This window comes from Chryseobacterium sp. HMWF035 (assembly GCF_003094695.1).
Classification (GTDB): domain Bacteria; phylum Bacteroidota; class Bacteroidia; order Flavobacteriales; family Weeksellaceae; genus Chryseobacterium; species Chryseobacterium gambrini.
The window spans coordinates 1-26884 of record NZ_QEHP01000033.1 but is presented as its reverse complement, the minus strand read 5'-3'; the positions used below and the strand labels follow the sequence as shown (position 1 = coordinate 26884).

Annotated in this window: 27 protein-coding genes and 1 riboswitch; of the genes, 18 read left to right on the top strand and 9 right to left on the bottom strand. The window is 35.5% G+C overall.

Translation table 11 applies throughout. The features are described from left to right. Positions 1–83 precede the first annotated feature (83 nt). The 7 genes from DD829_RS05925 to DD829_RS05890 all read left to right on the top strand — a co-directional run bounded on the left by DD829_RS05925 (position 84) and on the right by DD829_RS05890 (position 5083). Complete coding sequence (locus tag DD829_RS05925; RefSeq protein ID WP_108411062.1) at positions 84–587, top strand: DinB family protein; 504 nt, start codon at positions 84–86, stop codon at positions 585–587. Then, positions 584–1018 (top strand): hypothetical protein, encoded by a 435-nt coding sequence (locus DD829_RS05920; protein WP_123906819.1) that lies wholly within the window; start codon positions 584–586, stop codon positions 1016–1018. Before DD829_RS05925 ends, DD829_RS05920 begins: the two co-directional genes overlap by 4 nt. Before the next feature lie 703 nt (positions 1019–1721). Further along, entirely contained in the window at positions 1722–2147 is a 426-nt protein-coding gene (gene tnpA / locus DD829_RS05910) for an IS200/IS605 family transposase (protein ID WP_116547614.1), read from the top strand. A gap of 208 nt (positions 2148–2355) precedes the next feature. Beyond that, positions 2356–2904: an L-threonylcarbamoyladenylate synthase gene (locus tag DD829_RS05905; protein ID WP_108411006.1), complete on the top strand. Its 549-nt coding sequence runs from the start codon at positions 2356–2358 to the stop codon at positions 2902–2904. A gap of 100 nt (positions 2905–3004) precedes the next feature. Then, complete coding sequence (locus DD829_RS05900; RefSeq protein WP_108411007.1) at positions 3005–3349, top strand: nuclear transport factor 2 family protein; 345 nt, start codon at positions 3005–3007, stop codon at positions 3347–3349. A 24-nt stretch (positions 3350–3373) separates the two neighbouring features. Further along, the gene (locus tag DD829_RS05895) at positions 3374–4795 is read left to right on the top strand and encodes a CCA tRNA nucleotidyltransferase (protein ID WP_108411008.1); all 1422 of its coding nucleotides are present in this window, start codon (positions 3374–3376) and stop codon (positions 4793–4795) included. Then, complete coding sequence (locus DD829_RS05890; RefSeq protein ID WP_108411009.1) at positions 4796–5083, top strand: hypothetical protein; 288 nt, start codon at positions 4796–4798, stop codon at positions 5081–5083. A 123-nt stretch (positions 5084–5206) separates the two neighbouring features. Here the strand turns inward: DD829_RS05890 and DD829_RS05885 are convergent, their stop codons facing one another. The 3 genes from DD829_RS05885 to cdd form a co-directional block, all read right to left on the bottom strand. After that, positions 5207–6250, bottom strand: a complete 1044-nt coding sequence (locus tag DD829_RS05885) for a DUF5074 domain-containing protein (RefSeq protein WP_108409362.1) — start codon at positions 6248–6250, stop codon at positions 5207–5209. A 16-nt stretch (positions 6251–6266) separates the two neighbouring features. Further along, positions 6267–8096 carry a TonB-dependent receptor plug domain-containing protein gene (locus tag DD829_RS05880; protein ID WP_108409363.1) on the bottom strand — a complete coding sequence of 610 codons (1830 nt, stop codon included), beginning with the start codon at positions 8094–8096 and terminating at the stop codon, positions 6267–6269. Positions 8097–8126: 30 nt separating this feature from the next. After that, a riboswitch (cobalamin riboswitch) is annotated at positions 8127–8303 on the bottom strand. A 1134-nt stretch (positions 8304–9437) separates the two neighbouring features. Beyond that, positions 9438–9920, bottom strand: coding sequence for a cytidine deaminase (gene cdd, locus DD829_RS05875; RefSeq protein WP_076396514.1), 483 nt, complete (start codon positions 9918–9920; stop codon positions 9438–9440). 97 nt (positions 9921–10017) lie between these two features. Here cdd and namA point away from each other — a divergent pair, with 97 nt between their 5' ends. From namA to DD829_RS05860, 3 genes are read left to right on the top strand one after another with little or no spacing between them, the layout of a single operon-like run. Beyond that, complete coding sequence (gene namA, locus DD829_RS05870) at positions 10018–11070, top strand: NADPH dehydrogenase NamA (RefSeq protein ID WP_108409933.1); 1053 nt, start codon at positions 10018–10020, stop codon at positions 11068–11070. Between the two features lie 38 nt (positions 11071–11108). Further along, entirely contained in the window at positions 11109–11399 is a 291-nt protein-coding gene (locus tag DD829_RS05865) for a DUF2752 domain-containing protein (RefSeq protein ID WP_116547613.1), read from the top strand. A 30-nt stretch (positions 11400–11429) separates the two neighbouring features. Then, positions 11430–11753 carry a CCC motif membrane protein gene (locus DD829_RS05860; RefSeq protein ID WP_116547612.1) on the top strand — a complete coding sequence of 108 codons (324 nt, stop codon included), beginning with the start codon at positions 11430–11432 and terminating at the stop codon, positions 11751–11753. Between the two features lie 148 nt (positions 11754–11901). Here the strand turns inward: DD829_RS05860 and DD829_RS05855 are convergent, their stop codons facing one another. Continuing rightward, positions 11902–13437, bottom strand: coding sequence for an endonuclease (locus DD829_RS05855; protein ID WP_116547611.1), 1536 nt, complete (start codon positions 13435–13437; stop codon positions 11902–11904). A 220-nt stretch (positions 13438–13657) separates the two neighbouring features. Between DD829_RS05855 and DD829_RS05850 the strand changes: the two genes are divergently transcribed. Then, positions 13658–13972: a hypothetical protein gene (locus tag DD829_RS05850; protein WP_123906818.1), complete on the top strand. Its 315-nt coding sequence runs from the start codon at positions 13658–13660 to the stop codon at positions 13970–13972. 63 nt (positions 13973–14035) lie between these two features. On the opposite strand, the gene DD829_RS05845 is transcribed toward DD829_RS05850, so the two are convergent. Together DD829_RS05845 and DD829_RS05840 are read right to left on the bottom strand one after the other, a co-directional pair. Beyond that, positions 14036–14560, bottom strand: a complete 525-nt coding sequence (locus tag DD829_RS05845) for a DUF4136 domain-containing protein (RefSeq protein WP_076396528.1) — start codon at positions 14558–14560, stop codon at positions 14036–14038. Between the two features lies 1 nt (position 14561). Next, the gene (locus DD829_RS05840; protein WP_029294953.1) at positions 14562–14744 is read right to left on the bottom strand and encodes a DUF5522 domain-containing protein; all 183 of its coding nucleotides are present in this window, start codon (positions 14742–14744) and stop codon (positions 14562–14564) included. 40 nt (positions 14745–14784) lie between these two features. On the opposite strand from DD829_RS05840, the gene DD829_RS05835 reads away from it, so the two are divergent. The 4 genes from DD829_RS05835 to hemL all read left to right on the top strand — a co-directional run bounded on the left by DD829_RS05835 (position 14785) and on the right by hemL (position 18682). After that, the gene (locus tag DD829_RS05835) at positions 14785–15111 is read left to right on the top strand and encodes a hypothetical protein (RefSeq protein WP_116547610.1); all 327 of its coding nucleotides are present in this window, start codon (positions 14785–14787) and stop codon (positions 15109–15111) included. A 231-nt stretch (positions 15112–15342) separates the two neighbouring features. Next, positions 15343–16251, top strand: a complete 909-nt coding sequence (locus tag DD829_RS05830) for a 1-aminocyclopropane-1-carboxylate deaminase/D-cysteine desulfhydrase (RefSeq protein ID WP_116547609.1) — start codon at positions 15343–15345, stop codon at positions 16249–16251. A gap of 15 nt (positions 16252–16266) precedes the next feature. Further along, positions 16267–17325, top strand: coding sequence for a glucosaminidase domain-containing protein (locus DD829_RS05825; protein ID WP_108409370.1), 1059 nt, complete (start codon positions 16267–16269; stop codon positions 17323–17325). 73 nt (positions 17326–17398) lie between these two features. Continuing rightward, the gene (gene hemL, locus DD829_RS05820; RefSeq protein ID WP_108409369.1) at positions 17399–18682 is read left to right on the top strand and encodes a glutamate-1-semialdehyde 2,1-aminomutase; all 1284 of its coding nucleotides are present in this window, start codon (positions 17399–17401) and stop codon (positions 18680–18682) included. A 100-nt stretch (positions 18683–18782) separates the two neighbouring features. Here hemL and DD829_RS05815 read toward each other — a convergent pair whose 3' ends face one another. The 3 genes from DD829_RS05815 to DD829_RS05805 form a co-directional block, all read right to left on the bottom strand. Beyond that, positions 18783–19946: a hypothetical protein gene (locus tag DD829_RS05815; RefSeq protein WP_228408136.1), complete on the bottom strand. Its 1164-nt coding sequence runs from the start codon at positions 19944–19946 to the stop codon at positions 18783–18785. Positions 19947–20139: 193 nt separating this feature from the next. Further along, positions 20140–21363: a hypothetical protein gene (locus DD829_RS05810; protein WP_108409368.1), complete on the bottom strand. Its 1224-nt coding sequence runs from the start codon at positions 21361–21363 to the stop codon at positions 20140–20142. Positions 21364–21394: 31 nt separating this feature from the next. After that, entirely contained in the window at positions 21395–24007 is a 2613-nt protein-coding gene (locus DD829_RS05805; protein WP_108409367.1) for a TonB-dependent receptor plug domain-containing protein, read from the bottom strand. Positions 24008–24194: 187 nt separating this feature from the next. Between DD829_RS05805 and DD829_RS05800 the strand changes: the two genes are divergently transcribed. From DD829_RS05800 to DD829_RS05790, 3 genes are all read left to right on the top strand, one after another. Beyond that, the gene (locus tag DD829_RS05800; protein WP_076396546.1) at positions 24195–24872 is read left to right on the top strand and encodes a response regulator transcription factor; all 678 of its coding nucleotides are present in this window, start codon (positions 24195–24197) and stop codon (positions 24870–24872) included. Between the two features lie 51 nt (positions 24873–24923). Further along, positions 24924–25955, top strand: a complete 1032-nt coding sequence (locus tag DD829_RS05795) for a sensor histidine kinase (RefSeq protein WP_116547608.1) — start codon at positions 24924–24926, stop codon at positions 25953–25955. Between the two features lie 131 nt (positions 25956–26086). Continuing rightward, complete coding sequence (locus tag DD829_RS05790; RefSeq protein WP_108411714.1) at positions 26087–26680, top strand: IS1096 element passenger TnpR family protein; 594 nt, start codon at positions 26087–26089, stop codon at positions 26678–26680. The last annotated feature ends 204 nt before the right edge of the window (positions 26681–26884 follow it).

The following is a 26884-nucleotide window of genomic DNA, read 5'->3' as shown; positions in this document are numbered from 1 at the left end:
ACAATTTACCAGTGTAACAGTTTACGAAATCTTAATTGTTACTAAAATATTACTCATTACCAATTACTTATTATTCATAATATATGTCTGATTTTCAAAAATACGTTCAAAGATATTTAGATTTAATTCCCTCAGAAAACTGGCTGGAAGAACTGAAAAGATCCGGAGAAAAAACGGCTGAAATTTACTCAAAGCTTTCAGAAGAACAATCTCTTTTTGCCTACGCCGAAGGAAAATGGACGCTGAAAGAACTCTTTCTGCATCTATCCGATACGGAAAGAATTTTTCAGTACAGAATATTGGCTTTTGCAAGAGGCGACCAAAATGAATTACCGGGTTTTGACGAAGAATTATATGCGAAACGGTCTTTCGCGAATGAAAGAACATTGAGTTCATTATTGGAAGAATATCAACTGATCAGAAAATCTTCTCAGATTCTTTTAGAAACTGCAAATTCCGAAGCCTTAAAAAATGTAGGATCCGCTAACGGAAACCAGATTTCTGCCGAAAACATCGGAAAATTGATTGTTGGGCACAATATTCATCATCTGAATATTATTGAGGAAAGATATTTGCCGAAGTTGTGACGCATTTAAAAATAAATATTGTAATTTTAATCAGTTCGGTGATTTTTTTAATATCATTGACTCAAGATTGTGTAAATTATCAATATTTTGGTAGCATACATTATCCATCTTATTTAGCTTTTTTATTGGGTTGGACTTACTTTGACGGATTTCGTTGGGAAGGTTTTGTTTGGGTTGCAAATCTTCTTTATTTTTTAGGAATAGTTTTGATGATCAAAAGAAATTACAAAGCAGTTTTTGCTTTTATTATTTCGTCATTTTTAGCAATTTCATTTATGTTTTTTGATAACATAACAATTACAAAAAGTGGAAGAATAGCTCCAATAATTGAATTAGAATCAGGTTATTTTTTATGGTTGATTTCAATTTTATTCCTGACTTTTTCTTCGCTTTATTTAAAGGTTAAAGCAGAAAAGCAATGCGTAGTTTAAAGAACTTAGATATTCAAAAAAGTATTGAATATGGAAAGCTTATTTATAATGAGAGCATTTCAGATAAAATTGACAGGTATACCAATTATTTGGTTTTTGGAGCCTTATTTTATTTTTCAATAGCTGGTTTATACAAGATTAAGCCATCTGCAAATAATGATCTTGAATATATTGTATATAGTATTGTTCTAATTTTTGTACTTTATTCTTCATATTGTTTATTTACAGAAAAAAGACTGAAAGAAATCAGCTTCAGTATTCATAAAGAAGAAGCCAAAAGACGAATTTTAGAATATGTCAAAAAGTATCATTACAGAATTTCAAATATTTCCAATAATCTGATTTATCTTAATGAACCAATAAATAGCTTTAGTTTTCTAGACAAAGAAAGAACAATCATAATTTTTTTTAAAGATCAGTCGGTTTTATACACGGTGATTAAGAGTGGAAGGAGAATAAATGCTCCGGTTTTATTTTCACAACATATCATCCGAAAAGATATAAGAAAAATTCTGCATCAGAAAAAATTTACATTAACTAGGAAAATAAGTTACTTTGACAGATTTTTCAATGATCCTTCTTGATGATGAAACCGTCATTTATCAATAGAAACGGGCTTTAGCCCGTTTACTGATTTAAAATCATTCTTTCGGCTTTAGCCAAAACTTAATATAGATTTCATATTTTTGGCTAAACAACACAAATGCCATTTATTAAAATTTATATCCATGTCGTTTTCTCGACGAGAAATAGAATTCCTTATTTCAATACTCAGGAGTTAAGAATAAAAGTATGGAAACACATAAAAGAAAATGCCTCGCAAAAAGGAATTTTTGTGGATATGGTGAATGGTTATTCGGATCATTGTCATTGTTTAATTTCTCTGGGTTCCAATCAGAATATTGAAAAAATTGTTCAATTATTGAAAGGAGAATCTTCACATTGGATCAATAAAAATGTATTGACAAAAGAAAAGTTTTTTTGGCAGGATGAATATTTTGCTGTTTCAGTTTCTGAATCTATGATTGAAACAGTTAGAAATTACGTTAAAAATCAGGAAAGTCATCACAAAAAGAAATCGTTTGCGGAAGAATATCAGGAATTTTTGGATAAATATAATTTTAAATAATAAAGTTTGGCTAAAGCCAGATTTGATTTTAATGATTTTCAAAATGGGCTAAAGCCCATTCCTATTGAATATAAAAATGCTGTTTTTAAAAGATTTTGCGCTAAGATTTGTAAATTTACAACGTTAAATTAATAGAAGCAGAATTTAATCCTTTTTATTAAAAATAAATTGAATACTGGCTCTAGCCAAAGCGTGAAATTGATTATACATGGAAAAAATAATAGAAATTTTAAAATCCGGCGGCACAATTCTTTACCCAACAGACACCATTTGGGGAATTGGCTGTGACGCTACCAATATAGAAGCTGTCAATAAAATTTTTGACATCAAAAAACGGGAAAAAAACAAATCCATGATCATTCTGGTGGAATCTGAAAAAAGATTACAGGATTTGGTTGATGTTCCGGAAATGGCTTGGGAAATTATTGATCTGAGCGAAAAGCCCGTAACAATTGTTTATGAAAACCCGAGAGGATTGCCAAAAGAATTGGTGGCTGAAGACGGAAGCATCGGAATCCGTCTGGTAAAAAACGACTTCTGCAAAAAACTGATTACAAAACTCAACAAACCTTTGGTTTCTACTTCTGCCAATTTCAGCGGTGAAAAAAGTCCTTTGAAATTCTCGGATATTTCTCCTGAAATGATTGATCTTGTAGACTATGCAGTAGAAGAAGACCGCGAAAAAGTTTCAAAATATTCGGGTTCGTCGGTAATAAAAGTCTGGAGCGACAACAGGATAAAAGTTCTCAGAGAATAATCGGCGTTTATCATATATTTTAAAGTCTTATTCATCCGCATCGGCAGGATTTCTTTTTTTAGTTTTATCTTTGCAGAACTTCAATTTTAAAACAATTGCGATGGATCATCAAAAGTTTGCTGAAGAATGGATTAAAGCATGGAATTCGCATGATCTGGATATTATTTTATCTCATTATTCGGATGATATAGAGATCGTGACGCCGATGATAAAATTAGCAACAGGAGAAAAAGAAAGTTCTTTAAAAGGAAAATTTGCGGTTCGCGGATATTGGAAGACAGCATTGGAAAAATATCCTGATCTTCACTTCGAACTTATAAAATCTACGGCAGGAGTAGATTCTGTGGCTTTATTTTACAAATCCATTATGGATAAACATGCGGTCGAAGTGATGTTTTTTAATGAAGACGGAAAAATTAATAAAATGTATGCTCATTACGATTAATGAACGGCATTAGCGTATTAGAAAATGAAAATTAACCTTACTCAAAATAAAAATTTAAAACTTTTCAAAATTATTTCGGAGGTTGCAGCCCGAAACAACCAGTCTGTGTATGTCGTCGGAGGCTACGTACGCGATCTTTTGATGAAAAGAAAAGCATCAACGGATATTGATTTTGTGACCGAACAAAGCGGTATCGAGCTTGCCCAAAACGTAGGAAAAGAAATTGATCCGAAAATGAAAGTTTCGGTTTTCAAAACGTATGGTACAGCGATGATCAAATACAAAGATCTTGAGCTTGAATTCGTAGGCGCAAGAAAGGAAAGCTACACCGAAAACAGCCGTAAACCGGAAGTGGAAGGCGGAACCATTGAGGACGACCAGAAAAGAAGAGATTTTACGGTGAATGCCATGGCAATTTCGTTAAATCAGGATAATTTTGGTGAACTAATCGATCCCTTCAATGGAGTAGATGATCTGGAAAAAGGAATTTTAAGAACGCCTCTGGAACCTGCACAAACCTATTCTGATGATCCTTTGAGGATGATGAGAGCCATCCGTTTTGCTTCTACGCTTCAGTTTCAGATCGAAGAAAATTCTTTGGAAGCCATTAAGCAGGAAGCCGAAAGGATCAAAATTGTTTCGACGGAAAGAATCATGGTGGAATTTAATAAAATCATGCTTTCCAAAAAGCCATCTATTGGTCTGAAATTAATGGAACAGACGGGTCTGATGAAATTAATTATTCCTGAACTGATTGATCTGAAAGGAGTAGAAGAGGTGGAAGGACAAACCCATAAAGACAATTTTTACCATACTTTGGAGGTGGTAGACAATATTTCTGAAAACACGGAAAATTTGTGGCTTCGTTGGTCTGCATTGCTTCACGACATTGGAAAGGCGCCGACCAAAAAATTCGTTGAAGGAACAGGATGGACATTCCACGGGCACGAGTTTTTAGGCTCAAAAATGGTAAAAACATTATTCCAGAGACTGAAACTGCCTTTAGGTTCGGACATGAAATATGTTCAGAAGATGGTAAAACTTTCGTCTCGACCGATTGCTCTGATTACCGATGATGCTTCGGATTCTGCGTTGCGAAGATTACTGTTTGATGCAGGAGAAAATATGGAAGATCTTTTCACTCTTTGTAAAGCCGATATTACCACCAAAAATTCTAAAAAGCAGGAGAAATTCAAGAAAAATTTTGAATATGTTGCTGTTAAGATTAAAGAAGTTGAGGAAAAAGATCAGGTAAGAAATTTCCAGCCGCCAATTTCAGGAGAAGAAATTATGGCAATGTTCAATCTAAAACCGGGTCGCGAGATTGGAATTTTAAAGGAAAAAGTAAAAGAAGCCATTCTGGAAGGCGAAATTGGAAACGACAGCGAGGAAGCGAGAACTTTTGTGATTGCTGAAGCGGAAAAGCTTGGATTGACACTTGCCTAAATGTTTTTCGGGACATTTGATTATATCATTTTAGTATTAATTTTCCTTGTCAACATTGTTGTCTGGAAGTTTAAAATAATTAGAAAACGCAACTGGATTTTATATCTGGTTGCGTTTTTATTTTTTGGATTTGTTATTCCGCTTTTATCTGTTGATTTTGAAATTGAAAAAGCGACAAAAGATCAGCCAATTGTTGATAATTTTACATTGCTTTATAACTATTTCAGGTTTCCTGTTTGGTGGTTTGTGGGGATTCTTCAGCTTCTTATTTTAAGGAAAAGAGATTGAGTATTTCAACCAAGCCGATAAATTCAAAAAATAAATATTCAGTTCTTATTATAGCAAAAACACCTTAAATAATTACGGCGGAGCTGAAAGCTCCGCCGTAATCTTTTATTATTTCAAAAAAAATTAATTTAAATAAGCGGCATTAGATCCGATGCCTGTTACAAATTTTTTCAGAACTGTTCCTGAAGTGTTATATACTGTAACTTCAGATGGAGCGGTAAAACCTTTTACATCAGATGCAAAGATTTTTCCGTCTTTTACAGAAAAGCCGTACAGCGTAAAATATTGCCCTCCGTCTACAAAATTGATAAGAGGGGCAGAAGGAGCTGTTGTTGCATTCATATCCATTGTATAAATCTTGTTGGCAGAGGTGAAGTAATATTTTCCACCATCAATTTCAAGATTTCTTGCATTGGCGATACCGGTTAAAGTTGTAGTTTTTGTAATCGTTCCTGCAGGAGAAATTTCGTAGATATAAGAATTAGATGTTCCTGAAGCAATTACATACACATTGTTATTGTAACTGATGGTTTTTTCGATCTCACCGTTAGGAACAGCAACCGTATTAATGATCTCATTGGTTGAAGTATTGATTCTCGTAAGCGTACTTCCATAGCTGTAAGTAGCATTCTGCACAAATACCGTTCCTCCTGCTTCTACCACTCTTTCCGCTGTAGAAGTGGAAGCGAAAGGAATTTTCTTCACAAAAGAAAGATCAGAAAGCTTGTAAACATTCACATATTTTCCTCCGTTATACTTATCGTTAGAAACATAAAGATTTCCGTTGCTGATTGTCATATATCTAGGATTATCCAACTGAGCTGTAATTTCTCCGGTCTTTTTGAAATTGTAACGGTTAACAACCTGTACTTTATTAGAATTGTTCAGAAGCAAAAAAGCTCTGTCATCACTGAATGTGATCGTCTGCAAAACATCACCCAGATTTTCGTTGTTATTTTTCTTATAAATATCGTTTTCCAATACAGAAAGATCTTTAGAAATAAAAGAAACATTCGCTGTAGGTGTTCCGAAGTTTCCTTCATTCGCAATAAAATATCCGTTTTCATAATCACCTCGCGACGGCATTACATATTCATCATCACTACATGAAACATTAATCACAAGGATCAAAGCCAGTAAAAGCTGAAAAAGTCTGTTGAATTTCATAATATAATAATTGATTTTAAAAATTTAAGTTGATGTAAAAACTGTAGTTTCTTTTAGGTAATGGATAATATGCCATCGTTTCATAGATCTCGTCGGTAATATTATTTACCCTCAATCCTAAAGTATACTTTTTGGCAACAGTTGCAGACAATCCTGCATTCAGGACGAAATATGGTTTTATAAGATAATCGTTATTCTCATCAGAAGTGGTAAAAGTCTTACCCGTAAACATTCCCTGAACATACAGATTCATAAATTGGTACTGATAATCTGCATTCCCGAAAACCTTATGAAGAGGAACATACATCAGCTGATTTTTCGTCTCAAGATCTACAGATCTCGTATAGCTGTATCCCGTATTTATTTTTAAAGAATGTTCCTTTGAAAACTTTTGCTGAAATCCAATTTTAGACTCAAGACCATAAGACTCAACATTTCTTACGTTTCTTGGTGACCAATATCCCATAGAAGTGGGAATCCATTGGATCATATCCTTTATTTTCATGTAATAAGGCGTGAGACTCAACATGAATTTTCCGAACGCCAATTCGTGGCTCATTTCAGTCTGCAAAGACGTCTCAGCCTTCAGATCCAAGTTTCCGCCCGGATTCCAGTAAAGATCATTAAAAGAAGGAAATCTGAAATTCTTTGAAAAACTTGTCCCTAAACTGTACCAGTCAGAAAGCTTCCACTTTCCTGAAAAAGAATAAAGCACAGGCGATTCTATATTGTCAATAAAATCCTTCTTGATTCCAGCTTCCAGTCTCAGCTTTTGGGTAGGGAAATATCTGAACAATCCTGCAACAGAATAAATATTTCTTTTTACATTCTCAATTCCGGATTGATAGCCTTCTCCTTTATTGATCTGAAATTCTCCAATAACATTAACATTCAGTTTAGGCGTGATGAAATAATTGAAGTCATCTTTAAAAATCAGAATTTTTCCCGTTCCGCCACTGGTTTTAGGAGCTTCAAAAACACCGAAATACTGGAAATTTTCTTCCGTGTAAGCCGCTTTCAGGCTGTTTGAAATCGATTTTGAATTAATATCGTGGGTAAGAAGGCTTCGGAAAGTCTGCGCTGCATATTTCGTACGATTGCCGTTTTCCGTGAAAATAGGATAATTCTGTTCCGCATCATACAACTGGCTTTGCCAAGAAATTTTCTGATTTCGGGCAATTTTGTAACTGAAGCCAATGTTCGCTGTACCGTTAAAATATTTACCGTTTCGGTTGATATACTGCTTTTCAGGAACCTCATAATTATTTTGACTGATGAAATAATTTCCGGATGCCTTAAAACTGAAATCCGCATTGCTGAAAGAAGTTTTAAAATAATTCTGGAACGTCTCATAAGAAGCCACTTCACTATGTAAAGTTGCTTGAAAACCCTCATTAAATTTCAGTTCATTGTTAAGGTGAATACTTCCTCCGATCGCTCCGCTTCCGTAAACCACACTTCCGCCGCCAGCTTTCACTTCAAGCGCATCATAACCGAAAATCGCGATATTATTAACATCTCCCTGTCCTAAAAGAACAGAATTGATGTTAATTCCATTCCACACAAAAGCAGTCTGCTGCGCCGTTGTTCCCCTGAAAGAAGGCGAAGAAACCGCGCCACGTCCATTTTCCTTAATGTAAACAGGAGACTGAAAACGCAGCGTCTCAGAAAGATTGGCGGAATTTTTTTCGATATCTTTGGGAGTAATTGTAGTAACCGGATGAAAAAGTTTTACCTTATTCATCTGATTGTCAAAAACATAAACGGTGTCAATAGCTTTCTCCTGTGCGTAAAGAAAACAACCGTATGATGCAAAAAGCAGTACTAAAGATCTTTTTAATGCCATTCCTATTTTACTTTTCCTCCGAAAGCAATGTTTTTAAGATTACATTTTGGCAGGTCTCCTGACTTTCGCTTTCTACACCTTCCCGTTTTCACAGTGGTTTATCGTAGAAATCTTGTATGCGATTTACAGTTGCGGGGACAGTTTGGGATTTTCGCCCAATTCCCTTTTCATTCCAAATTAATGGAAACCAAAATTTTTGCAAAGATAACTTTTTTAATTTATTGACAAAAAAAATAGCCGTTAAGTACCTTTTTAATAAAACAATGATTTGTTGTGTTGCAGACAAAAAATAAGATCAGGAGCTTTTTCCAGCTTTCGCTACTCGCTTTTTTTGGATTCGGCGGCTGCAAAAGCCGCCGCCGAATCCAAAAAAGAGCTCAGACATGCCGCTCAATCTGGACTAGGAAAATAAAACCGCAGAAAATAAACAGTTTTATAAAACTCAGATTCTATTGAAAAATAAATAATAATTTTCAGTAAGAATTATTTAAAATGTATTAAAATCTTACTTTAAGTTTCTTTAAACTCATTTTAAATTTAGCCGCAAAAAAGACAAAAGACTTTATTGAATTGATTTAAAGTATTTCAAAAGTCTGCAAAGAGAAAAAATCTTTGATTTTTTAAACTTATGTGCTCTTTTTTTTCCATTTAAGGACTAAACTTAAGAAACTAAATTGTTTAAATCTTTTGCATCTTTTGTGGTAAAAGTTTAAGCAAGTTATTTAATTACTTTAAAATAAACATCACTAAAGAAGAAAATCATAGATTTTTAAAGACTAATGTGTTCTTCTATTTTAAATACGCATCATTCAAAATCTTATGTGATGAAAGAAAGTCCCTTCTTAAAAAACTTTCCCTTAAATAAAAGTCCAAACAGAAGTTAAGAGTTTGTTTAAACTTGTTAAAATAAAGATATTCTTATTGAAAAAAACTAAGGTGAAAGGTTTGATAAAAGTTCTATTCTTTTAAGACGCAAGAAGAAAATTAAAGATTTTCTTTTATAATGCTGATGAAATTTTATCGCATATAAAATCCTTGCGCCTTAAAGCATACTATCTTAAACAACGTTGTGACTTTGCGAAAATCCAACCTGAATTCTTATTTACTATTATTTAAACATTTTAAAAGTCTGTTTAAACTTTATTTAACCGCAAAAATCACAAAAGATCTACTAAATTTTTTATTTAAAGTTGATTATTATAAATGAAAAAGAAAACAATAGTTTTTAAAAATCTTTGATTTTTATTCTTTTGAGCGCTTTGATTATTCTGGAAATTCGCTTTAACATTATCTTTTGTCCCTTTTGCGGTTAATTCTGAAATTAGTTTAAACAAGTTTTAACTATAAAAAAGTACCGTCAAAATAAAACGGCAGAAGATCCTTAATAGAATGTACCTTCACCACCTCATCATTCAGATTAGAAAAATAAAGCTCAATATTTTCATTCTGCTTCGTTTCATATTCTATAATGCTCTGTCTGCACGATCCGCATGGCGGAATCGGCGGGTTTTTCTCAGAAAACTCTTTCGGTCCGCCTACAATAAAGATTTTCTTTATTTTTTCAGACGGAAAATTTGCCCCGATCCAGAAAAGAGCAGTCCTTTCCGCGCAAAGTCCCGAAGGATACGCCGCATTCTCCTGATTGTTCCCGGTATAGATCTCTCCGTTTTCCAGAAGCACAGAACAGCCAACCAGAAAATGAGAATAGGGAGCATAAGCATTCTCGCGCGCTTCTTTCGCTTTTGCAAATAATTTTTTTTCTATATCGTTCAGTTCGCCTTTATTGTTAAAATATTCGTAACTGATATGAGTTTCTTTTTTCATATATTGTGGGTTAAAAAAAGGGGGATAAATTTACTTCTTTTTCATGAAGTGGGCAATATTATCTCATTCTTTAAAATTTCAAAAAATCAGATCAAAAATGTTATACACTCCAATCAGATTCAGAAATGTTGAGTTGAAAAACCGTTGGGTAATGTCTCCAATGTGTATGTATTCTTCCGAAAACGGATTAGCCAACGATTTCCATTTTGTACATTACGGAAGCAGAGCGCAGGGCGGAATCGGACTAATCATCCTTGAAGCAACGGGAGTAGAACCCCGCGGAAGAATTACCAACCACTGTATGGGAATCTGGAACGACGAACAGGCAGAAAAACTAAAGAAAATTGTAGAATTTGTACACCGGAACTCAGAAACCAAAATAGGCATTCAGCTTGCGCATGCCGGAAGAAAAGGATCTGCATGGAACAATGTACAGATCCCGATTGAAGAAGGCTGGGAAACCATCGCACCAAGTCCGATTCCGTATCATCCGACCGAAAGAATTCCACATGTTTTAACCATCGAGGAAATCAAAGAACAGGTTGAAAACTTCAGACAGGCAGCAAGAAGATCGGTAAAAGCAGGCTTCGATGTCATAGAAATTCATGCTGCACACGGTTATCTTATCCATCAGTTTTTATCACCGCTTTCCAACATCAGAACCGATGAATATGGCGGAAGTTTCGAGAACAGAATACGGTTTTTAGTTGAAATCGTAAACGCAGTTAACGAAGAATTAAATGAAAACGTTGCCTTATTTGTAAGAATTTCCGGAACAGAATATGCAGAAAACGGCTGGGAAATAGAAGACAGTGCTGAGCTTGCTAAAATCCTTAAAAATCATTCGGTAGATCTGGTAGATGTTTCAAGCGGAGGAAATATTCACGGAGTAAAAATTCCGGTTCACGACGGTTATCAGGTTCCGTTTGCTTCGCAGGTGAAAAATGAGGCAGAAACAAAAACAGGAGCAGTAGGATTAATTACGAGAGTCAATCAGGCGGAGGAAATTCTGCAAAAAGGAGAGGCAGATTTAATTTTCATCGCCAGAGAAAGCTTAAGAAATCCTTACATCGCCGTTCAGGGTTCTTTTGAAATGGATGAAGAATGCTTCTTTCCGCATCAGTATTTAAGAGCAAAAATTTCTAAATAATTTTTTTATATATTTGAGAATCATAACCCTGTATTATAATGAAAATAGAAGACTTTATGCTGCCTTGTCCCATCAAGAAATTCTTTGGAATCGACTGTTTTGGGTGTGGAACGCAGAGAGCTATTGTCATGGTTTTTGAAGGCAGGTTTGGAGAAGCATTTCATATGTTTCCTGCAGTTTACACTTTATTGCTTTTTTTCGGAACGGTTTTCCTCAATTTTGTAGACAGAAAAAGGAATTACGGAAATTTACTTGTTTTTTTGGCTGGTTTAAATGCAGTAATTATGGTCGTTTCTTACTTTTACAAACATTATTTTATGAATCATTAAAACAACAAACATTTATAAAAAATTAAAACTATGGAACAAAAATTGCCAAATGCACAAACGGTGCTTATTTTAGGAATTATTTCAGTGGTAGGAACTTGCTGCTGCACAGGTTTAATCGGAATTATTTGTGGATTAATTGGTCTAAGCAAGTATAATAAAGATAAATTACTTTATGATGCAGCCCCTCAAGCATATACTGATTTTAACAATTTGAATACAGGACGTATTTTATGTATTATTGGACTTGCTTTAGGAAGTCTTCAGGTTCTTTATATGGTTTATATCCTTGCTACTGTGGGATGGGATGGTTACATGGAACAAATGCAGGAAATTTCTAAAATGGGAAGAAAATAATTTAAGATTAAGCAATAAATTAGGATATTATATTTACAGGATTTATGGATGGGAGAAATTCTGTTTGTAACTATTATTAATATTTTCTAATAAAAATAAAAGCCTTCTTTCAATTGAGAGAAGGCTTTATTATTTCTTAAAGGAAAATTTATTTCACAATAAACTTCAATGAAGAAGCATCTAACTTTAAAATATAAATTCCCTGCTCCAGATTTTTAATTTTAATAGAATTTTTACTGTTTTTAAAAGGCTGATCGATTGTCTGCATTACTTTTCCGTGAAGATTATAGATCTCCGCTTTCTTAATATTCTGCGTTTCCCCTTTTACAAAAATTTCATTGTTGGAAACAGGATTAGGCGAAATCTGTAACGTATTCTGATCTGAAATTAATTCGGAAGAAATACTTTGAACCTGTCTTGCCGTTCCAGAATAACAGGTCCAGCTCAGATTATCAATAGCAACTCTGTTGGTGGTAGAATTGTTTTCTAAAGTTATAACGACGTTCCCCGAAATATTAATATTGCTGATAGTAGTATTTGTTGCAGAGGTATTGTAAGGTACGGTTCCTACCGCTGTTCCGTTTACTTTAACGGTGAAGGTGTCATTGGAACCTGTAAATTTCAGTTGGGTAGTTACCGTTAATGAGCCAATTCCGTTGGCTGAACTGCTTGATGTTAATGCGCCGTCTCTAATCGTGATTGCTTTGGTGGAAATCGTCTGATCTGTTCTTGCATCTGTTGCTATCCATGTAATACCATTATTTGTCCATGTTCTTGTTAAATAAGAAGCCGAACTTTCAGAAGGAATTGTCTCAAATGTTTCGTTGCCGCAGCTTGAGGAGCTTGGTGGAATAGATGTACCTCCGGAACCAGAAGCGGAGCCCCAGATTTGGGTCACGTAGTTAGGATTATCGATAAAAGGATTTCTGTTTCCCTGATAAGTATAAGAAGCATTGTTTCTGTTAATTTCCGCCTGAGAAACAGGATCCTGATTATGCCATGCCAATAAAACATTCAGTTCCCAAGTCTGCAAACCCGGAAAAGCAGAACTGCCCAACATATTTCCGGATGTAAACGTGGAGAGTTTGCTTTGGTATCTCGTAACAAAATAAAATACCATTCTTGCTACATCGCCTTTAAATTCATCAATAGGCTCGAACACTGTTCCCGAAAAACCTGAAGAAACAGAATTTCCAAGCTTAGAACCGTTTTTTGAAGTAAACGTTGCAGTTCCCACCTTTCCGAAAGGATAATTAGAGCGCATTCCGTTTACTTTTCCGTCCGTAGCTCTGATAAAATGGATATCTGAAACCATAGGAGAGGCTTCATTAAAAAAGCTCTGAGGAATAATATGTTCACGGTTATAGCAGTTTCCTTCCACCGAATACGTTCCGCATTGGTTTGTAACCGGAGTAAATTTGTAAGGATCTGTACCTACAGGTTTTTCTGAGTAAATGTCCAGAATAGAACCGTCATTCTCATAATTCTTGTCGATGTCAGTTGTTTTGTACGCCGTCCAAAGTCCGTTGTAGCCTTTGTCAAGATGTCCATTCGTGATAATAGCGCTTAATGCCGTTTTTAATGAAGCTCCGGAAAGTCCGTTAGCAGAGTTGTAGTATCCCGAAGGAGCCTGAGCATTTGCTAAAACAGAAGCAAATACAACCATTAGTAAATGTTTTTTCATGTCAAGATTTTAGACTTTAAGATTACTATAAATTTATCAATAAAAAATTACGGAATTGTTAAATTTAATTATGCGTAGAATGGTATGCAAGGTGAAATTTTGTTTTTTATTGAAAATGAGATGATTTTGAATGGTTTTAAGTAATATTGAAAATAAAAATTTAGAATGTATTAAAATTACATTTGGCAGATATTTTGTCTTATTCTGGAAAATCACCATTATGAATCACAAAATAAAAATCGCACTGGCATTAATAACAGGAGGAACGCTGGTATATCTGAGCCGAAAAATGAAAAGTGCAAAAAATGAATCCAAAACATTTTTAGGAGAAGACGATAACACCTATCAGAAAGATGAAACTTATTTTACAGCAGACGGCAAAATGTACAAAAACGGAAAAGAAGTTCATTTTAAAATACCCGAAATTTCAGAAAAATCTGTAAACCGAAATTTCCAGAATGATAGAATTCAGAAAAATTATGAAGCTCATCCCCAAAATGTCGGCTATCATCATAAAGGAACGAGACATCATTAATTCAATAAAAAAGTCAATGCAATTACTGCATTGACTTTCTTATATATTTGATTGATTTATATCTTATTTCATCGGAGGATAATTCTTCATTATTTCCGCCATAATTTCAGGAATTTGCTTTTGTTTCGCTTTAGGTCTGTCAACAGAAATTCCGCTTCCGATTCCCTGCCAAACCAGTTTATTAGTTTTAGCATCTACCAGATCCACAATAATTGCTCCTTCATTATAATTGCTCGTCCATGTTCTGTTCATGCCGATTCCCCATCCGAAAGGTCCGCCCCAACCCCATGCTCCGTAAGGTGAAGTGGTGGTTACGTCCGTTACTTTTTTATGGTTGGCTTTTACATTTACAATCAGATCAGGATTTTCTCCGGATTGAAGACCTTTGCTTTGAAGCTGTCTCGACAGTTCATTCAAAACTCTGTCTTTATCAATATCATTCAGTTTTAAATCATCAATTCTTAATTTATAAGTTTTGTATGAATTAAAATTTGCCGTGTCCGCATAGTCAGAACGTACGTTGAAAGGACTGCATGACGTTAAACCCAAAGTAGCCGAAGCCAACAGTAAGAAGATATATCGCTTCATTTTATTTATTTTTTTTATCGTTTTTAATAAATGTATCGGTCTTTTTATCGTATCCGTAAGGACAATGTCTACAGCCACTTTTACAGCAATGTCCTCTCTTCAGATGAAACTTTTCCGTAAAAACTTTATACCCCTGCTCGTTGTAGTAAAAGTCTTCACCTTCTTTGATGTCAAAAAGTGCCATAGGTTAAATCTCTAAGTCAAAAAACTTTATATTTGTTAGTATGATAATTATATGCCAAAAGCCTTTAAAAAAATTAAAAATCAACGGCATCGCTCTGTTCCCTTTTATCTTCATTAGGAATCCCGAAGATAAGAAAAATAAAATATTGATTAATCATGAAAAAATACATTTAAGACAACAGTTGGAAATGCTCATCATTTTCTTCTACATTTTTTATGTAATCGAATATTATTACTGGTTTTTTAAACTGAATAACAGTTATCAGGCGTACAAAAGAATTTCGTTTGAAAGAGAAGCTTATTCCAACGAACATAATTTAAATTATCTAAGGAAAAGAAAATTCTGGAGTTTCAGAAAATACCTTTAAAATTAGAAAATAGTTAGTCGATAATGGTTATCAGAGATTAGATTTTCAATAACATGTCACAAAATTCCCCTCCTCTGGAGGGGTGGCGAAAATTCGAAAGAATTTTTGACGGGGTGGTCAAATATGTAAAAATAAAATTGCCCATCCTTACCTTCAATGATAAACCTCACCTGTACAAAGCAAAACTTAACACCCAAAAAACACTATTTTTGTAAAAAAGATTCAGCCTAAATGGTATTAAATATTCCATCCGAAAAAATCCCGATTCAGGAAATTCCCATTGATAAAAAGGTAAAACTTTTTATGAAAAGAGAAGACCAGATTCATCCTCAGATTTCAGGAAATAAATACTGGAAGCTTTTTTTCAATATTAATAATTATCTGTCCGGAAATCCGGAAAAACCCTACATCATTACTTTTGGAGGTGCATTTTCAAACCATATTTCTGCCGTTTCAGCGGTTGGAAATTTAGCAGATATTCCGACTTTAGGGATTATAAGAGGAGAGGAGCTGAAAGACAAATGGCGCGACAATCCGACTTTACTTTTTGCCAGAAGAAACGGAATGAATCTGAAGTTTGTAACGAGGGAAGAATATCGTCACAAAGAAAAACTGACTGAATTTTTACAAAAAGAATTCCCGGAAGCGCTCATCGTACCGGAAGGAGGAACCAATGAAGCCGCTGTAGAAGGCGTAAAAATGATGCTGAATGACGATACAAAAGATTTTGATTATCTTTGCACCGCAGTCGGAACAGGAGGAACGGTTGCCGGAATTTTAAAATTCAGTGAAGAAAATCAGAAAGTTATAGGTTTTAAAGCGGTTGACGATGATTCACTGGAAAATAAAATCGCTGAACTAACTTCTAAGAAAAATTTTGATCTAATAGATTCAGGTTTTGGAGGTTATGGCAAAATAAAGGACGAAAATGTCCGTTTTATTAATGATTTTAAAGAGAAATACGGAATTCCGCTGGAGCCGGTCTATACAGGAAAAATGATGCAGAAAATTTTCGAATTGATAGATGAAGATTATTTTCCTGAGAACAGCAAAATTTTGTGCTTCCACACCGGCGGTTTGCAGGGGATTGAAGGAGCCAATTTGCTTTTAGAAAAACAGAACAGAAATTTAATTATATAATTTAAATTGAAAAACATGAAAAGACTTTTCACCATCGTAAGCCTTTTAGTTTTATCAAAATTCTCAGCCCAGACCTGGGCAACCGAAGATCAGTACATCCAGAAATTTGCAAAATATGCAGTGGAAGAAATGGAAAAATATAAAATTCCCGCTTCTATCACGCTTGCACAGGGACTTTTGGAAACAGGAGGCGGACAAAGCCGATTGGCTCTGGAAGGGAAAAACCATTTCGGGATTAAATGTAAGGAAGACTGGACCGGAAAAACAATGAAGCATACCGATGATGCTCCGAATGAATGCTTCCGGGTTTACGACGATCCGAGACAGTCGTATGAAGATCATTCCATCTTTTTATCCACAAGAAAATATTACGCCAATCTTTTCAATTTAGACATGAAAGATTATAAAGCGTGGGCAACAGGTCTTAAAAAAGCAGGTTATGCAACAAATCCCCGATACGCTTCCATATTAATCGGAAAAATTGAAAGGTATAAATTGTACGAATTCGACAATACCAACTCAAAAGAAGCTTTATACGCCGTTCTGAAACTGTATCCGGATCTGAAAGACGACAGAACTTTCATGGCTCAGCTGGAACCGGAAAAATATACCAGAAAAGTAAAAGAACCTGTAACCGTTGAGGTTCCTTACAAACAGACTTCTTACGCTCAGCAACAGAAAAGAGTGGAAAGAATTAAAACAAAAGCGGAAATTCTCAATACCATTCTAATAAAAAGTCATCCGAATGACGGATTAAAATACATCATCATTCCTGAAGATACCAACGTGGAATTCATTGCCAAAAAATTCAAGATCAGTGAAAGCAAACTCATGAAATGGAATGAACTCGAAAGTGATATTCTGAAGAAAAATGAAATTGTTTTCCTCGAATCTAAAAATTCTGACGGAGTTACTGCAACCTACAAAGCCGAAGCAGGCGAAGATATGCATGATATCGCCCAGAAATTCGGAATTAAATTAAATAAATTATACGCCAAAAACAGAATGGATGAAGGGCAGAAACCTTCTGCCGGACAAGTAATTTATTTGATTGATAAAAAACCCAGAAACTAAAATTTGTTGATGGTTGATTGTTGTTGGTTGATTGTTAAACCGACAGCTATCAACTGTCAGCCAACAACTACATATGAAATACCAAAGAAGTTCAGCTTTATTCGAAGAAGCTTACAAATACATTCCGGGAGGTGTAAATTCTCCGGTAAGAGCATTCAAATCTGTAGGAGGAGTGCCTGTTTTTATGAAATCTGCAAAAGGAGCCTATCTTACGGATGCGGATGACAATACGTACATCGATTACATCAATTCTTGGGGACCTGCCATTTTAGGACATATACATCCTGAAGTTTTGGAAGAACTGAAAATTCAGGCTGAAAAAGGATTCTCTTTCGGAGCACCCACAGAACTGGAAACGGAAATCGCAAAATTCATTACAGAAAACGTTCCGAATGTAGATCAGATCAGAATGGTTTCTTCGGGTACGGAAGCCTGTATGAGCGCGATCAGATTGGCGAGAGGCTTTACAGGAAGAGATAAGTTTATAAAATTTGAAGGCTGCTATCACGGTCATTCAGATTCATTTCTGATAAAAGCGGGTAGTGGTGCAGCTACTTTCGGAAATCCGAATTCTCCGGGCGTAACGGCTGGAACAGCAAAAGATACTTTACTGGCAAGATATAATGATTTTGAACAGGTTGAAGATCTTTTCAGACATAATCAAGGCGAAATTGCAGCGGTCATTATTGAGCCGGTTGCCGGAAATATGGGTTGTGTTCTGCCGGAAAATGAATTCCTTCAGAAATTAAGAACAATCTGCGACGAAAACGGAGCTTTATTAATTTTTGATGAGGTGATGACAGGTTTCAGATTAGCTTTTGGAGGAGCTCAGGAACTTTACAATGTAAAAGCAGATTTGGTAACATACGGAAAAGTGATCGGAGGCGGACTTCCGGTAGGTGCTTTTGCAGGAAGCAACGAAATTATGGATCATCTGGCTCCAAAAGGAGGCGTTTATCAGGCAGGAACATTAAGCGGAAATCCTTTAGCCATGAGAGCCGGACTGAAAACTTTACAGCTGATAAAAAATGATCCGGAATTCTTCAACAGACTGGCAAAAACTACGGAAACTTTGGATTTTGAAATCGGCAAAATTTTAAACGAAAAAGGAATTGCCCACAAAATCAACAGAAAAGGATCTATGATGTCGGTATTCTTCCATATTAACAGAGTTTCTAATTTTGATGAAGCTCAGGAAGCCAATCATGCATTGTTCAATAATTTCTTCCATCAGATGCTGCAAAACGGAGTTTATCTTCCTCCAAGTGGTTATGAAACGTATTTCATCAGTGATGCGATTAAAGATAAAGAAATTGATATGACGCTGGAAGCAGTAAGAAAATTCGAATATTCTTAGTTGAAAAAATATTAAAGGATAGATGATTTTCAATCCTTTGTTCAAACAGAATCGGCTTCAGATTTATCTGAAGCCGATTGTTTTATGCATACAATTAATTTTACTGTAAAGAAGACCAACCGATTGCCCAAGCCGGACTTCCAAGCTTATTTCCTGCCCCAATTGCATCTGTTTTTTCGTTGTAGGTATTGCTTAAGAGTGTTACACTGGAACCTGAAGTTGAGGTAGCAGTTACTTTATTCGTAACATTTGTATCGAAAAAAGCATCTTTAATTTTACTTTGTCCGTTAATATAGGTCACAGTCGGATCACTTTCAATAGAAAATCCGTTGGTCCAGTTAGAAACCACTACACTTTCAAAACTCGCATACGTTCCGGAATACAATCTGATGGCTTTGGATTCTCCCGAAGTTCCACCCAAAAGCGTCACATTTTTAACAGTAGGGCTGGAAACTGGAGTTGCAGCAGGATTCGAAGCATTGTTAAGTCCTTTTATTGCGGCATTTCCAGAACCGTTTGTTTTTCTTTTAGTGAAAATATTGGTAGCGGTTCCGATCCATCCGTCTGTCCATACAAAAGCATCATCTTCGTTTCCAATGGAGACGATGTTGGAAAGATTTACCGTTCCTCCATACATCTGGATTCCGTCTTCTGCGCTATTAATTAGAGCAATATTTTCTACTTTCGTATCACTTCCTACCCCAAAAAGAGAAAGTCCGTTGAATTTTACATTGGTTGAAAAACTCACTCCCGCGTTTTCAATTTTTACATACGTCAGAGAACCGGAATTATCTGTTGCTGAAGTTCCCCCGTAAGCGGAATTTAAAATTTCCGAAGCGTTGGTTGTACCGGTATTTACAGGAGCTTTTCCGCAGATAACGACACCGCCCCAACTTCCCGAAGCTTCTGTGGAAGATCTGAAGGAAACCGGCGAATTAAAGGTTCCGTTCGCGTACAACTGTCCGCCTTGTTCCACTAAAAGGTAAGAAGATGCTCCTGCTGTGGCAACAATTCTCGTTCCTGCCGGAATAACAAGTTTTCCTCCGTTTTTTACAGTAACAGCACCATTAAGGACATATACTTTTGTGGCATCCAGAGTTACAACCTGTCCATTGGTAACTTCCCCTTTGAAATTACTTGGATCTTTTGCAATTCCTACAACCGGAATAGTCGCAACGTCCTCATCTTCTTTATTACAAGAATGAACAACAAGCGATGTACTGATAATAAAAGCTGCTAAAATATGCTGAAAGCGGTTTTTCATAATGTTTTTAGATTTTACTTCTTTAAACAGACTGTTAAAGATCTGTTTATTTGAAAAGACCAAATTACCATTTTTCTTCTTATTTTCCCAATTGTATTTTAATGAATATAAAATTGTATCTATTCATGAAAACGGCATCGGAAAAATCTTTCCGATGCCGTTTTTTGAATTTAATATGAAGAAAAATACTTTTTTATTGTAATGCAGCCAAAAGGTTAACTCCATCTACCATAGCCCAAGCTCCCGGAGTTAAAGAAACCTTCGTAACCGCAGTTGAGTTAGTGAAAGTTTTTCCGCCGTTTGTCTGTGCATATCCCCAAACACCTGCGTTATCAGAATTTAAATAATTAATTGGAGATACGGTAACCTTACTAGGGTTTGCATTTACCTGATTGGTATTTGTAGCATCATCCTGAATAAGAACTGCATAAGCATTTTTTCCACCTGTATTTTTGTATCCGCTGATGTAAACGTTCGAAAAAATTCCTGTTCCTTGTCTCTTGAACTGAATTGCTGAAATTTCCACAGAACCTGCTACTTCAGGGTTGGTATTATTGTCTCTTATTAATGTAATGTTAGATATTTTCGGTGCTGTATTGTCTACGTTTGCAGAGGCTTCCACTTCCATTCCGAAGTTTCCTGTTCCTGTCTGGAAAGCATACCAGTTGGTATTGTTTTGTCCGCTCCACGCATCCTGCCAGTCGAAAGAGTCATCATAATTTCCGTAAGAAACAAGATTTTTAGCACTTACAGTTCCTCCAAAGAATTCATATCCGTCGTCTGTTCCTTTATAAGAAACAAGGTTTTCAAGAGTTGTTCCTGCTCCTACTGCATAGAACGTCATAGAATTGGTTTCGGAAGTGCCGTCATTTATTTTCTTTCCTCCATATTCTACACGAACAAACTTCATTGTTCCTGAGTTGGAATTAGCATCATTACCACCGTAATAAACACTGTTTCCATCTTCAGAAAGAGCTTGTGAAAGACCGTTTACAGCTTTTATAGGAGCGTTTCCGTAAATGGTAATTCCGCCCCAGTCTCCCGGCTGTTTGTTTGTGGTAGTAAATACAATAGGTTCTGAAGCCGTTCCTACAGCATTTATTTTTCCATCTTGTAAGATAACCAAGCTGCTTGATTTTGTAGTTACTGCGTTGAAAATGGCACCTGCTTCAATAGTGATAGTAGCTCCGTTGGTCACCTTTACGATTCCGTCTAGAATATATGTGCCTTTTTTAATAAGAATATCTTTAGTAATTGTTCCGGAAAGCGTTCCGCTGCCGCTCAGTACACTCTCTGTTGTGCCCGGAGTTACTGTTGTGCTGCCATTATCTCCATCATTAATATCAATGGTACAAGAAGATACCGAGAAACTCAATGCAAGAGTTAAAGAAAGTAAAGTTAAAAGATTCTTTTTCATTTTATACTAAGATTTAATTTTTAATAATTTTTTAGAATGTGTAGCCAACGGTAAAATTGAAGTTGGTTCCGTTGAAATAATTGTTAAGTGTGTAGTTGTCTTTTGTATTGACAGGGTAGTAGCTGTTGTCTCCAAGTTCTACTCTATATTTGCTGTTCAGAATATTTTGTACTCTGAATTTGATGTTCCAGTTTTTGTCGATCTGGTTCTGATAAACAAAATCTAACTGATTAAATGGTTTTTCATAGTAATTGTCTGTACCGGAACCTCCGACAGCATATATTTTTGATCCGGAAACGTTATATACTAAAGACAATGTGCTGCTGAGATTTTTGGAGTTTTTGTACTCATACTTCAAGTCTGCATTGATGGTGTACGGAGCCGCACCTTGCAATCCTCTTTTGTGAAGCTGATCGTCTGTAAATCCCGGTATATTAGGTCTTTCTGTTTTTAGCTGGTCTTCACTTCTCTTTACATCAGAGTACATAAAAGTAGCGTTGGTTCCTAATGTAAATTTTTCCAAAGCATCTGAGATTCTTCCCAAGCTGATAATACCTTCCAGTTCAACTCCTGCTATTGTAGCTTTTTGTGCATTGTAGAATGTGATAACAACACCACTTGCATTTCCTGAGGGAGCAATGGATTTTTCAATAGCATTATCAATTCTTTTGGCAAAAGCATTGATCGCAAACATTTCCTTGTTGGTAGGATAGTATTCCCATTTCAGGTCGATATTGTAGTTTTCGCTGTTTACAATATTCTCGTTACCTCTTACAGTGGTATTATCCGGATTGATGTATTCAATAGGCATTGTCTCAATAAGTATAGGTCTTGTAATTGTTTTGCTTACTGATAATCTGATGTTATTTTTATTATCAATTGCCTTTTTAATGGAAAGAGACGGGAGAATATAATTTTTGTTTGTAGTAAGATTTAATCTGGTAGAATTTCCTGGTTTGCTGTAACGAATGATTCTCATGTCATTTTCCACTCTACCGCCTACTAAGATATCCCAACTATCGCTCGGTTTGTAATCGAAATTAAGATAACCCGCATTTACAAACTGGTAAATGTTAGAAAGATAAGAATATGCATCGGTATCTTCCTTGTAAAAGAGCTTGTCGTTGATGATGGAGTTATTCAATGTAGACTGAATATTATCCACATCAATATAAACAGGAGTGTTCACCCCTTTCGGAGTTCCGAAGATAAAACGGTAAGAATTTTTTCTGATATCAGAAAACCCGTTGTATCCTACTGTAAGCTGAAGCGGATAGTCCTTACGATCTCCCTTCTGTCCAAGAAATACAGAATATTCTCCAAAACCTGAAGCATAAAATTTTCCATTTACATCAAGATACTGTCTGATGAGATTGTTTCCTCCATAGGAAAATACAGCATTGCTGTAATCATTAGGTAAAGTAAGTTCAAAGATTTTTCTGTCCGGCTGGCTGTAGTTGTTCATTACATAGCTACCTCCGGCTTTGAATAAATGGCGTTCTCCAAGCTTCTGTGATGCCGTAAGCTGCAAATCTAAGAATTTTGAAATATCCTGCTGATTGGTTCTGAAGAAACGGTTGTCTTCAACACTGAAGTTTTTATATCCAGTGAAATCTTCAATAATGTTCGAGGAATTCTGAAGATAAATAGCATTTAAATTAACATTTGTTCCTTTATTTTTATATCCTACTCCAAACAATGCAGAAGACTCAAGCTCATATACATAGCTCTTTTTTCTTAAAAGATTGCTAAGTTCCACAACCTGTCCGTTATCTCTGAACTGATTATTGTCACCTTCTCTGTACGTATATTTTGATCCCTGATTCAGAGATAATAAAACTCCTATATTTCCTGTTTCTCCGACCTTCATTTTTTGAACCGTCGTAAAACTGATGTTTGTATTAGGTAAAGTTTTGATATTATCCACATTCCATGAATCCTTAAAAGAATTCTGAGATTGCTCTTTGGAAAAATTATAAGTATTTGGTCTGTAGTCTCTTATTTCGCTAGGAAGCCTTCTGTCTCTAGAATTAAGTCCAAGATAAGCCTCAATTCCTTTAGCTCCTTCAGCTACTTTAAAGTTATCTCTGAAAGTACTTAGCGTATTTACTCCAACACTAAATTCTATTTTAGAAAAAGCCTTGTCAATCGTTAGTGTTTCAATATCGAAAGTGGCTCCCGCAAAATCTCCGTAAAGATTCGAGTTGAAAGTCTTATAGATGTTCAGTTTGCCCACAACATCCGTTGGGAATTGTTTCAAGGCAATAATTTTTTGGAAAGGATTGTTAGAGGGAGATCCAAGTCCGTTTATCAATAGATAGTTGTATCTCTCTTCAAGACCTCGTACAAAAAGACCACGCCCCTCTACAGTTGTAATCCCTGTAACTTTGGTAAGACCTTGCTCTACGTTGGAAATTCCTTTTCTGGAGATTTCTTCGGCACTTACTGCTTGTTTTTGAACAATCGCTTTTTTTTGCTCAATCATCACCGCGGTTTCAGTTTTCTTACTGCTGCTTCCTTGAATAACTACACCTTCGATTTTCTTTTCTTTCTTTACGGTGTCGTTTTTGGTCTCTTGAGCGTAAAGTACAGTTCCCGATGTTGTTAAAAACAAAACTGCGATACTCAGTTTTCTAAAATTCATTTCTTTTTTACTATATTCTTTCGGTGCAAAGGAATAAAGAATTAACGAGGGAAATGGTTTAGGGAAATTTAATTTTTTCTTAACTAAACATTAAGAAAAGAATATAATTGTTAACTTTATGTGAACGATATCCGTTTTGTTAAACAGTGATTAAAATATTATTAACTTTGACTCGTAAAAATTAAAAATGAACCAAAAGAAAATCCTCTTAATCGACGACGAACTGGATATTTTAGAGATTCTGTCTTACAACTTGGAAAAGGAAGGCTACGACATTTATACAGCCACTAATGGAAATGAAGGTATCGACAAAGCAAAGGAAATTGTTCCGGATCTGATTTTATTGGATGTCATGATGCCCGAAAAAGACGGTATCGAAACTTGCCAGGAACTTAGAAAAATTAAAGAACTGCAAAAAACATTAATTGTTTTTCTTTCCGCAAGAAGCGAAGAGTTTTCACAATTGGCCGGTTTTCAGGCAGGTGCAAACGACTATATTGTTAAATTAATCAAACCGAAAATTCTGATCTCTAAAGTAAACGCTTTATTGCAGTTAACTTCTCAGGTATCTGATAATTCTAAATTAATCGAAATCGGAGATTTAATTATTGATAAAGACAACTTCAGGGTTTCTAAAAACGGACAGCAGTTTCTGCTTCCTAAAAAAGAATTCGATCTTTTGTATTTATTGGCTTCCAATACGGAAAAAGTTTTCAAAAGAGAAGAAATTCTGGAAAAAGTCTGGGGAAATGACGTTATCGTGGGAGAAAGAACCATCGACGTTCACATCAGAAGACTGAGAGAAAAACTGGGAATCAACACGATTCAGACATTAAAAGGAATTGGGTATAAACTTATTGTTTAATACTCAATTTCAATTTCTTACCTTTACATCAACCATTAAAATTTTGTAAAATTGAAATTTTACAGACTTACCCTCGTCGCCTCTTGTCTTCTGACATTGGTGATGTTTCTTTTAGTAATCATTTTCGATTCACTAAAGGATATCTATTACAGTACACCATTTTTTAAAATCGGACTGATTATTTGTCTTGTCCTGATTTTTATCATCAATTATATCGTATTGGAACTTTTGTTCAATTATTATGGTAAAAAGCAGGTTCGTGGTCTTTCACAGCTCTTGCCGCAGGAAATTGTTCATGATGATGATGAAAATATCACCATTAAAGAACTCGGAGAAAGATTCTCAGATCTCAATCAGAGAAAAGTTACCGAACTTGATATGATGAAAGAAATGGAAAGTTACCGTAAAGAATACATCGGAAACGTTTCCCACGAACTGAAAACACCTCTTTTTTCCATTCAGGGATACGTGGAAACTTTGCGCGACGGCGGAGTGGATAATCTTACCATCCGGGATAAATATCTGGAAAGAATTGATAAATCCGTAGAGCGTTTAATTGCCATTGTAACGGATCTCGATATGATCAACAGGCTTGAAGCCGGCGAAATTAACCTTACCGTTTCCAAATTTGATGTCAATTTATTAATTAAAGAAATTTTTGATCTTCTCGACCTCGAAGCAGAAAAGCATAATGCAAGTCTGCAGATCCAGACTTTGCAGCCACAGATTTTTGTGGAGGCAGACAAGCAGAAGATTTCACAGGTCTTTATTAATTTAATTTCAAACGCGATTCATTATGCCAACAGACAGGAAGCAAAAGTTGTCGTAAAAACCAGCGTTCTTAAAAATAAAGTCTTAATTGAGGTCATAGACAACGGGATGGGCATTAAATCCGAAAGTTTACCAAGAATTTTCGAAAGATTTTACCGCGTGGAAACCAGCAGAAGCAGAAGAGAAGGAGGTTCCGGACTTGGTCTTGCCATCGTAAAACATATCCTCGAAGCGCATAATGAAAACATCACCGTGGAAAGCGTTTATCTGGAAGGAACAAAATTCAGTTTCATGCTGGAAAAAAGCAAATAATTTTTGCAAAATGTATGAAAAAAAAATATTTTAAAAAATAATGAAATATTTTTTTGTCACATCTCATTTATTTTATATTTGCAACAGAGATTTATCATAATAACAACGGCAAAAAAGTAATTTAAAAACTGATGGTTTATAAAATCCGCGTAATATTAGATGCAAAAGAAGATATTTTCCGGGATATCGAAGTAAAAGGGAAACAGACGCTTTGGAACTTACATTTAGGCATTAAGAGTGCATTCAGCTTGCAGGGAGATGAGCTTTCCACTTTTAATCTGCTTGAAGAAGACGGAACGGTAGTAAAAAGTGTTCCGCTAGAAGATATGAGTGACGATGGCGACGGAGAAATTATGTCGGATGTGTACATCGATGAGGCATTCGAAAATGCAGGAGATAAAGCTCAGTTCCAGTACGGACTTCTTGACCTTTGGGAATTTTTCTGTGAATTGGTTGAAGTTATCGACGAAACAAAAGGCGTTAATTACCCGATCACGGTCTACAGATTTGGAAATGTTCCTTTGAAAGCGCCTAGCAAAAACGGAAGTGGAGGATCCAAAAAGAAATCGGCAATGCCATTAATGGATGATGATTTCGGGTTCGATGACTTCGGAGCTACCGGAAACTTTGCAGACGAAGATGATGATGCTTTTGATGATGAGGAAGAAGAAGACTACAACGACGATGCTTTCGATGATGAAGACGACAACGATGATGAAAGATAATCCGAAGGAAATTCTAAAATATACCGCCCTGAACATAAGTTTGGGGCTTTTTTATTTTGTACTGTAATCAGGAGCTGTTTCGTGCTTTCGCTACTCGCTTTTTTGAGGTTTCGGCGGGCTTTGCCTAGTCATGGTCGGAAGAAATCCGACCTCTTTTATGTTTTGAAAACTTTGTCTGGATTTCCTCCTGCAAAAATGATTAAT

What these genes read in the sequence shown, in the direction of transcription:
- DD829_RS05925 (WP_108411062.1), top strand. Translation starts at nt 84, where the DNA reads ATGTCTGATTTTCAAAAATACGTTCAAAGATATTTAGATTTAATTCCC.
- tnpA (WP_116547614.1), top strand. Translation starts at nt 1,722, where the DNA reads ATGCCATTTATTAAAATTTATATCCATGTCGTTTTCTCGACGAGAAAT.
- DD829_RS05905 (WP_108411006.1), top strand. Translation starts at nt 2,356, where the DNA reads ATGGAAAAAATAATAGAAATTTTAAAATCCGGCGGCACAATTCTTTAC.
- DD829_RS05900 (WP_108411007.1), top strand. Translation starts at nt 3,005, where the DNA reads ATGGATCATCAAAAGTTTGCTGAAGAATGGATTAAAGCATGGAATTCG.
- DD829_RS05895 (WP_108411008.1), top strand. Translation starts at nt 3,374, where the DNA reads ATGAAAATTAACCTTACTCAAAATAAAAATTTAAAACTTTTCAAAATT.
- DD829_RS05890 (WP_108411009.1), top strand. Translation starts at nt 4,796, where the DNA reads ATGTTTTTCGGGACATTTGATTATATCATTTTAGTATTAATTTTCCTT.
- DD829_RS05885 (WP_108409362.1), bottom strand. Translation starts at nt 6,250, where the DNA reads ATGAAATTCAACAGACTTTTTCAGCTTTTACTGGCTTTGATCCTTGTG.
- DD829_RS05880 (WP_108409363.1), bottom strand. Translation starts at nt 8,096, where the DNA reads ATGGCATTAAAAAGATCTTTAGTACTGCTTTTTGCATCATACGGTTGT.
- cdd (WP_076396514.1), bottom strand. Translation starts at nt 9,920, where the DNA reads ATGAAAAAAGAAACTCATATCAGTTACGAATATTTTAACAATAAAGGC.
- namA (WP_108409933.1), top strand. Translation starts at nt 10,018, where the DNA reads ATGTTATACACTCCAATCAGATTCAGAAATGTTGAGTTGAAAAACCGT.
- DD829_RS05865 (WP_116547613.1), top strand. Translation starts at nt 11,109, where the DNA reads ATGAAAATAGAAGACTTTATGCTGCCTTGTCCCATCAAGAAATTCTTT.
- DD829_RS05860 (WP_116547612.1), top strand. Translation starts at nt 11,430, where the DNA reads ATGGAACAAAAATTGCCAAATGCACAAACGGTGCTTATTTTAGGAATT.
- DD829_RS05855 (WP_116547611.1), bottom strand. Translation starts at nt 13,437, where the DNA reads ATGAAAAAACATTTACTAATGGTTGTATTTGCTTCTGTTTTAGCAAAT.
- DD829_RS05850 (WP_123906818.1), top strand. Translation starts at nt 13,658, where the DNA reads ATGAATCACAAAATAAAAATCGCACTGGCATTAATAACAGGAGGAACG.
- DD829_RS05845 (WP_076396528.1), bottom strand. Translation starts at nt 14,560, where the DNA reads ATGAAGCGATATATCTTCTTACTGTTGGCTTCGGCTACTTTGGGTTTA.
- DD829_RS05840 (WP_029294953.1), bottom strand. Translation starts at nt 14,744, where the DNA reads ATGGCACTTTTTGACATCAAAGAAGGTGAAGACTTTTACTACAACGAG.
- DD829_RS05835 (WP_116547610.1), top strand. Translation starts at nt 14,785, where the DNA reads ATGATAATTATATGCCAAAAGCCTTTAAAAAAATTAAAAATCAACGGC.
- DD829_RS05830 (WP_116547609.1), top strand. Translation starts at nt 15,343, where the DNA reads ATGGTATTAAATATTCCATCCGAAAAAATCCCGATTCAGGAAATTCCC.
- DD829_RS05825 (WP_108409370.1), top strand. Translation starts at nt 16,267, where the DNA reads ATGAAAAGACTTTTCACCATCGTAAGCCTTTTAGTTTTATCAAAATTC.
- hemL (WP_108409369.1), top strand. Translation starts at nt 17,399, where the DNA reads ATGAAATACCAAAGAAGTTCAGCTTTATTCGAAGAAGCTTACAAATAC.
- DD829_RS05815 (WP_228408136.1), bottom strand. Translation starts at nt 19,946, where the DNA reads ATGAAAAACCGCTTTCAGCATATTTTAGCAGCTTTTATTATCAGTACA.
- DD829_RS05810 (WP_108409368.1), bottom strand. Translation starts at nt 21,363, where the DNA reads ATGAAAAAGAATCTTTTAACTTTACTTTCTTTAACTCTTGCATTGAGT.
- DD829_RS05805 (WP_108409367.1), bottom strand. Translation starts at nt 24,007, where the DNA reads ATGAATTTTAGAAAACTGAGTATCGCAGTTTTGTTTTTAACAACATCG.
- DD829_RS05800 (WP_076396546.1), top strand. Translation starts at nt 24,195, where the DNA reads ATGAACCAAAAGAAAATCCTCTTAATCGACGACGAACTGGATATTTTA.
- DD829_RS05790 (WP_108411714.1), top strand. Translation starts at nt 26,087, where the DNA reads ATGGTTTATAAAATCCGCGTAATATTAGATGCAAAAGAAGATATTTTC.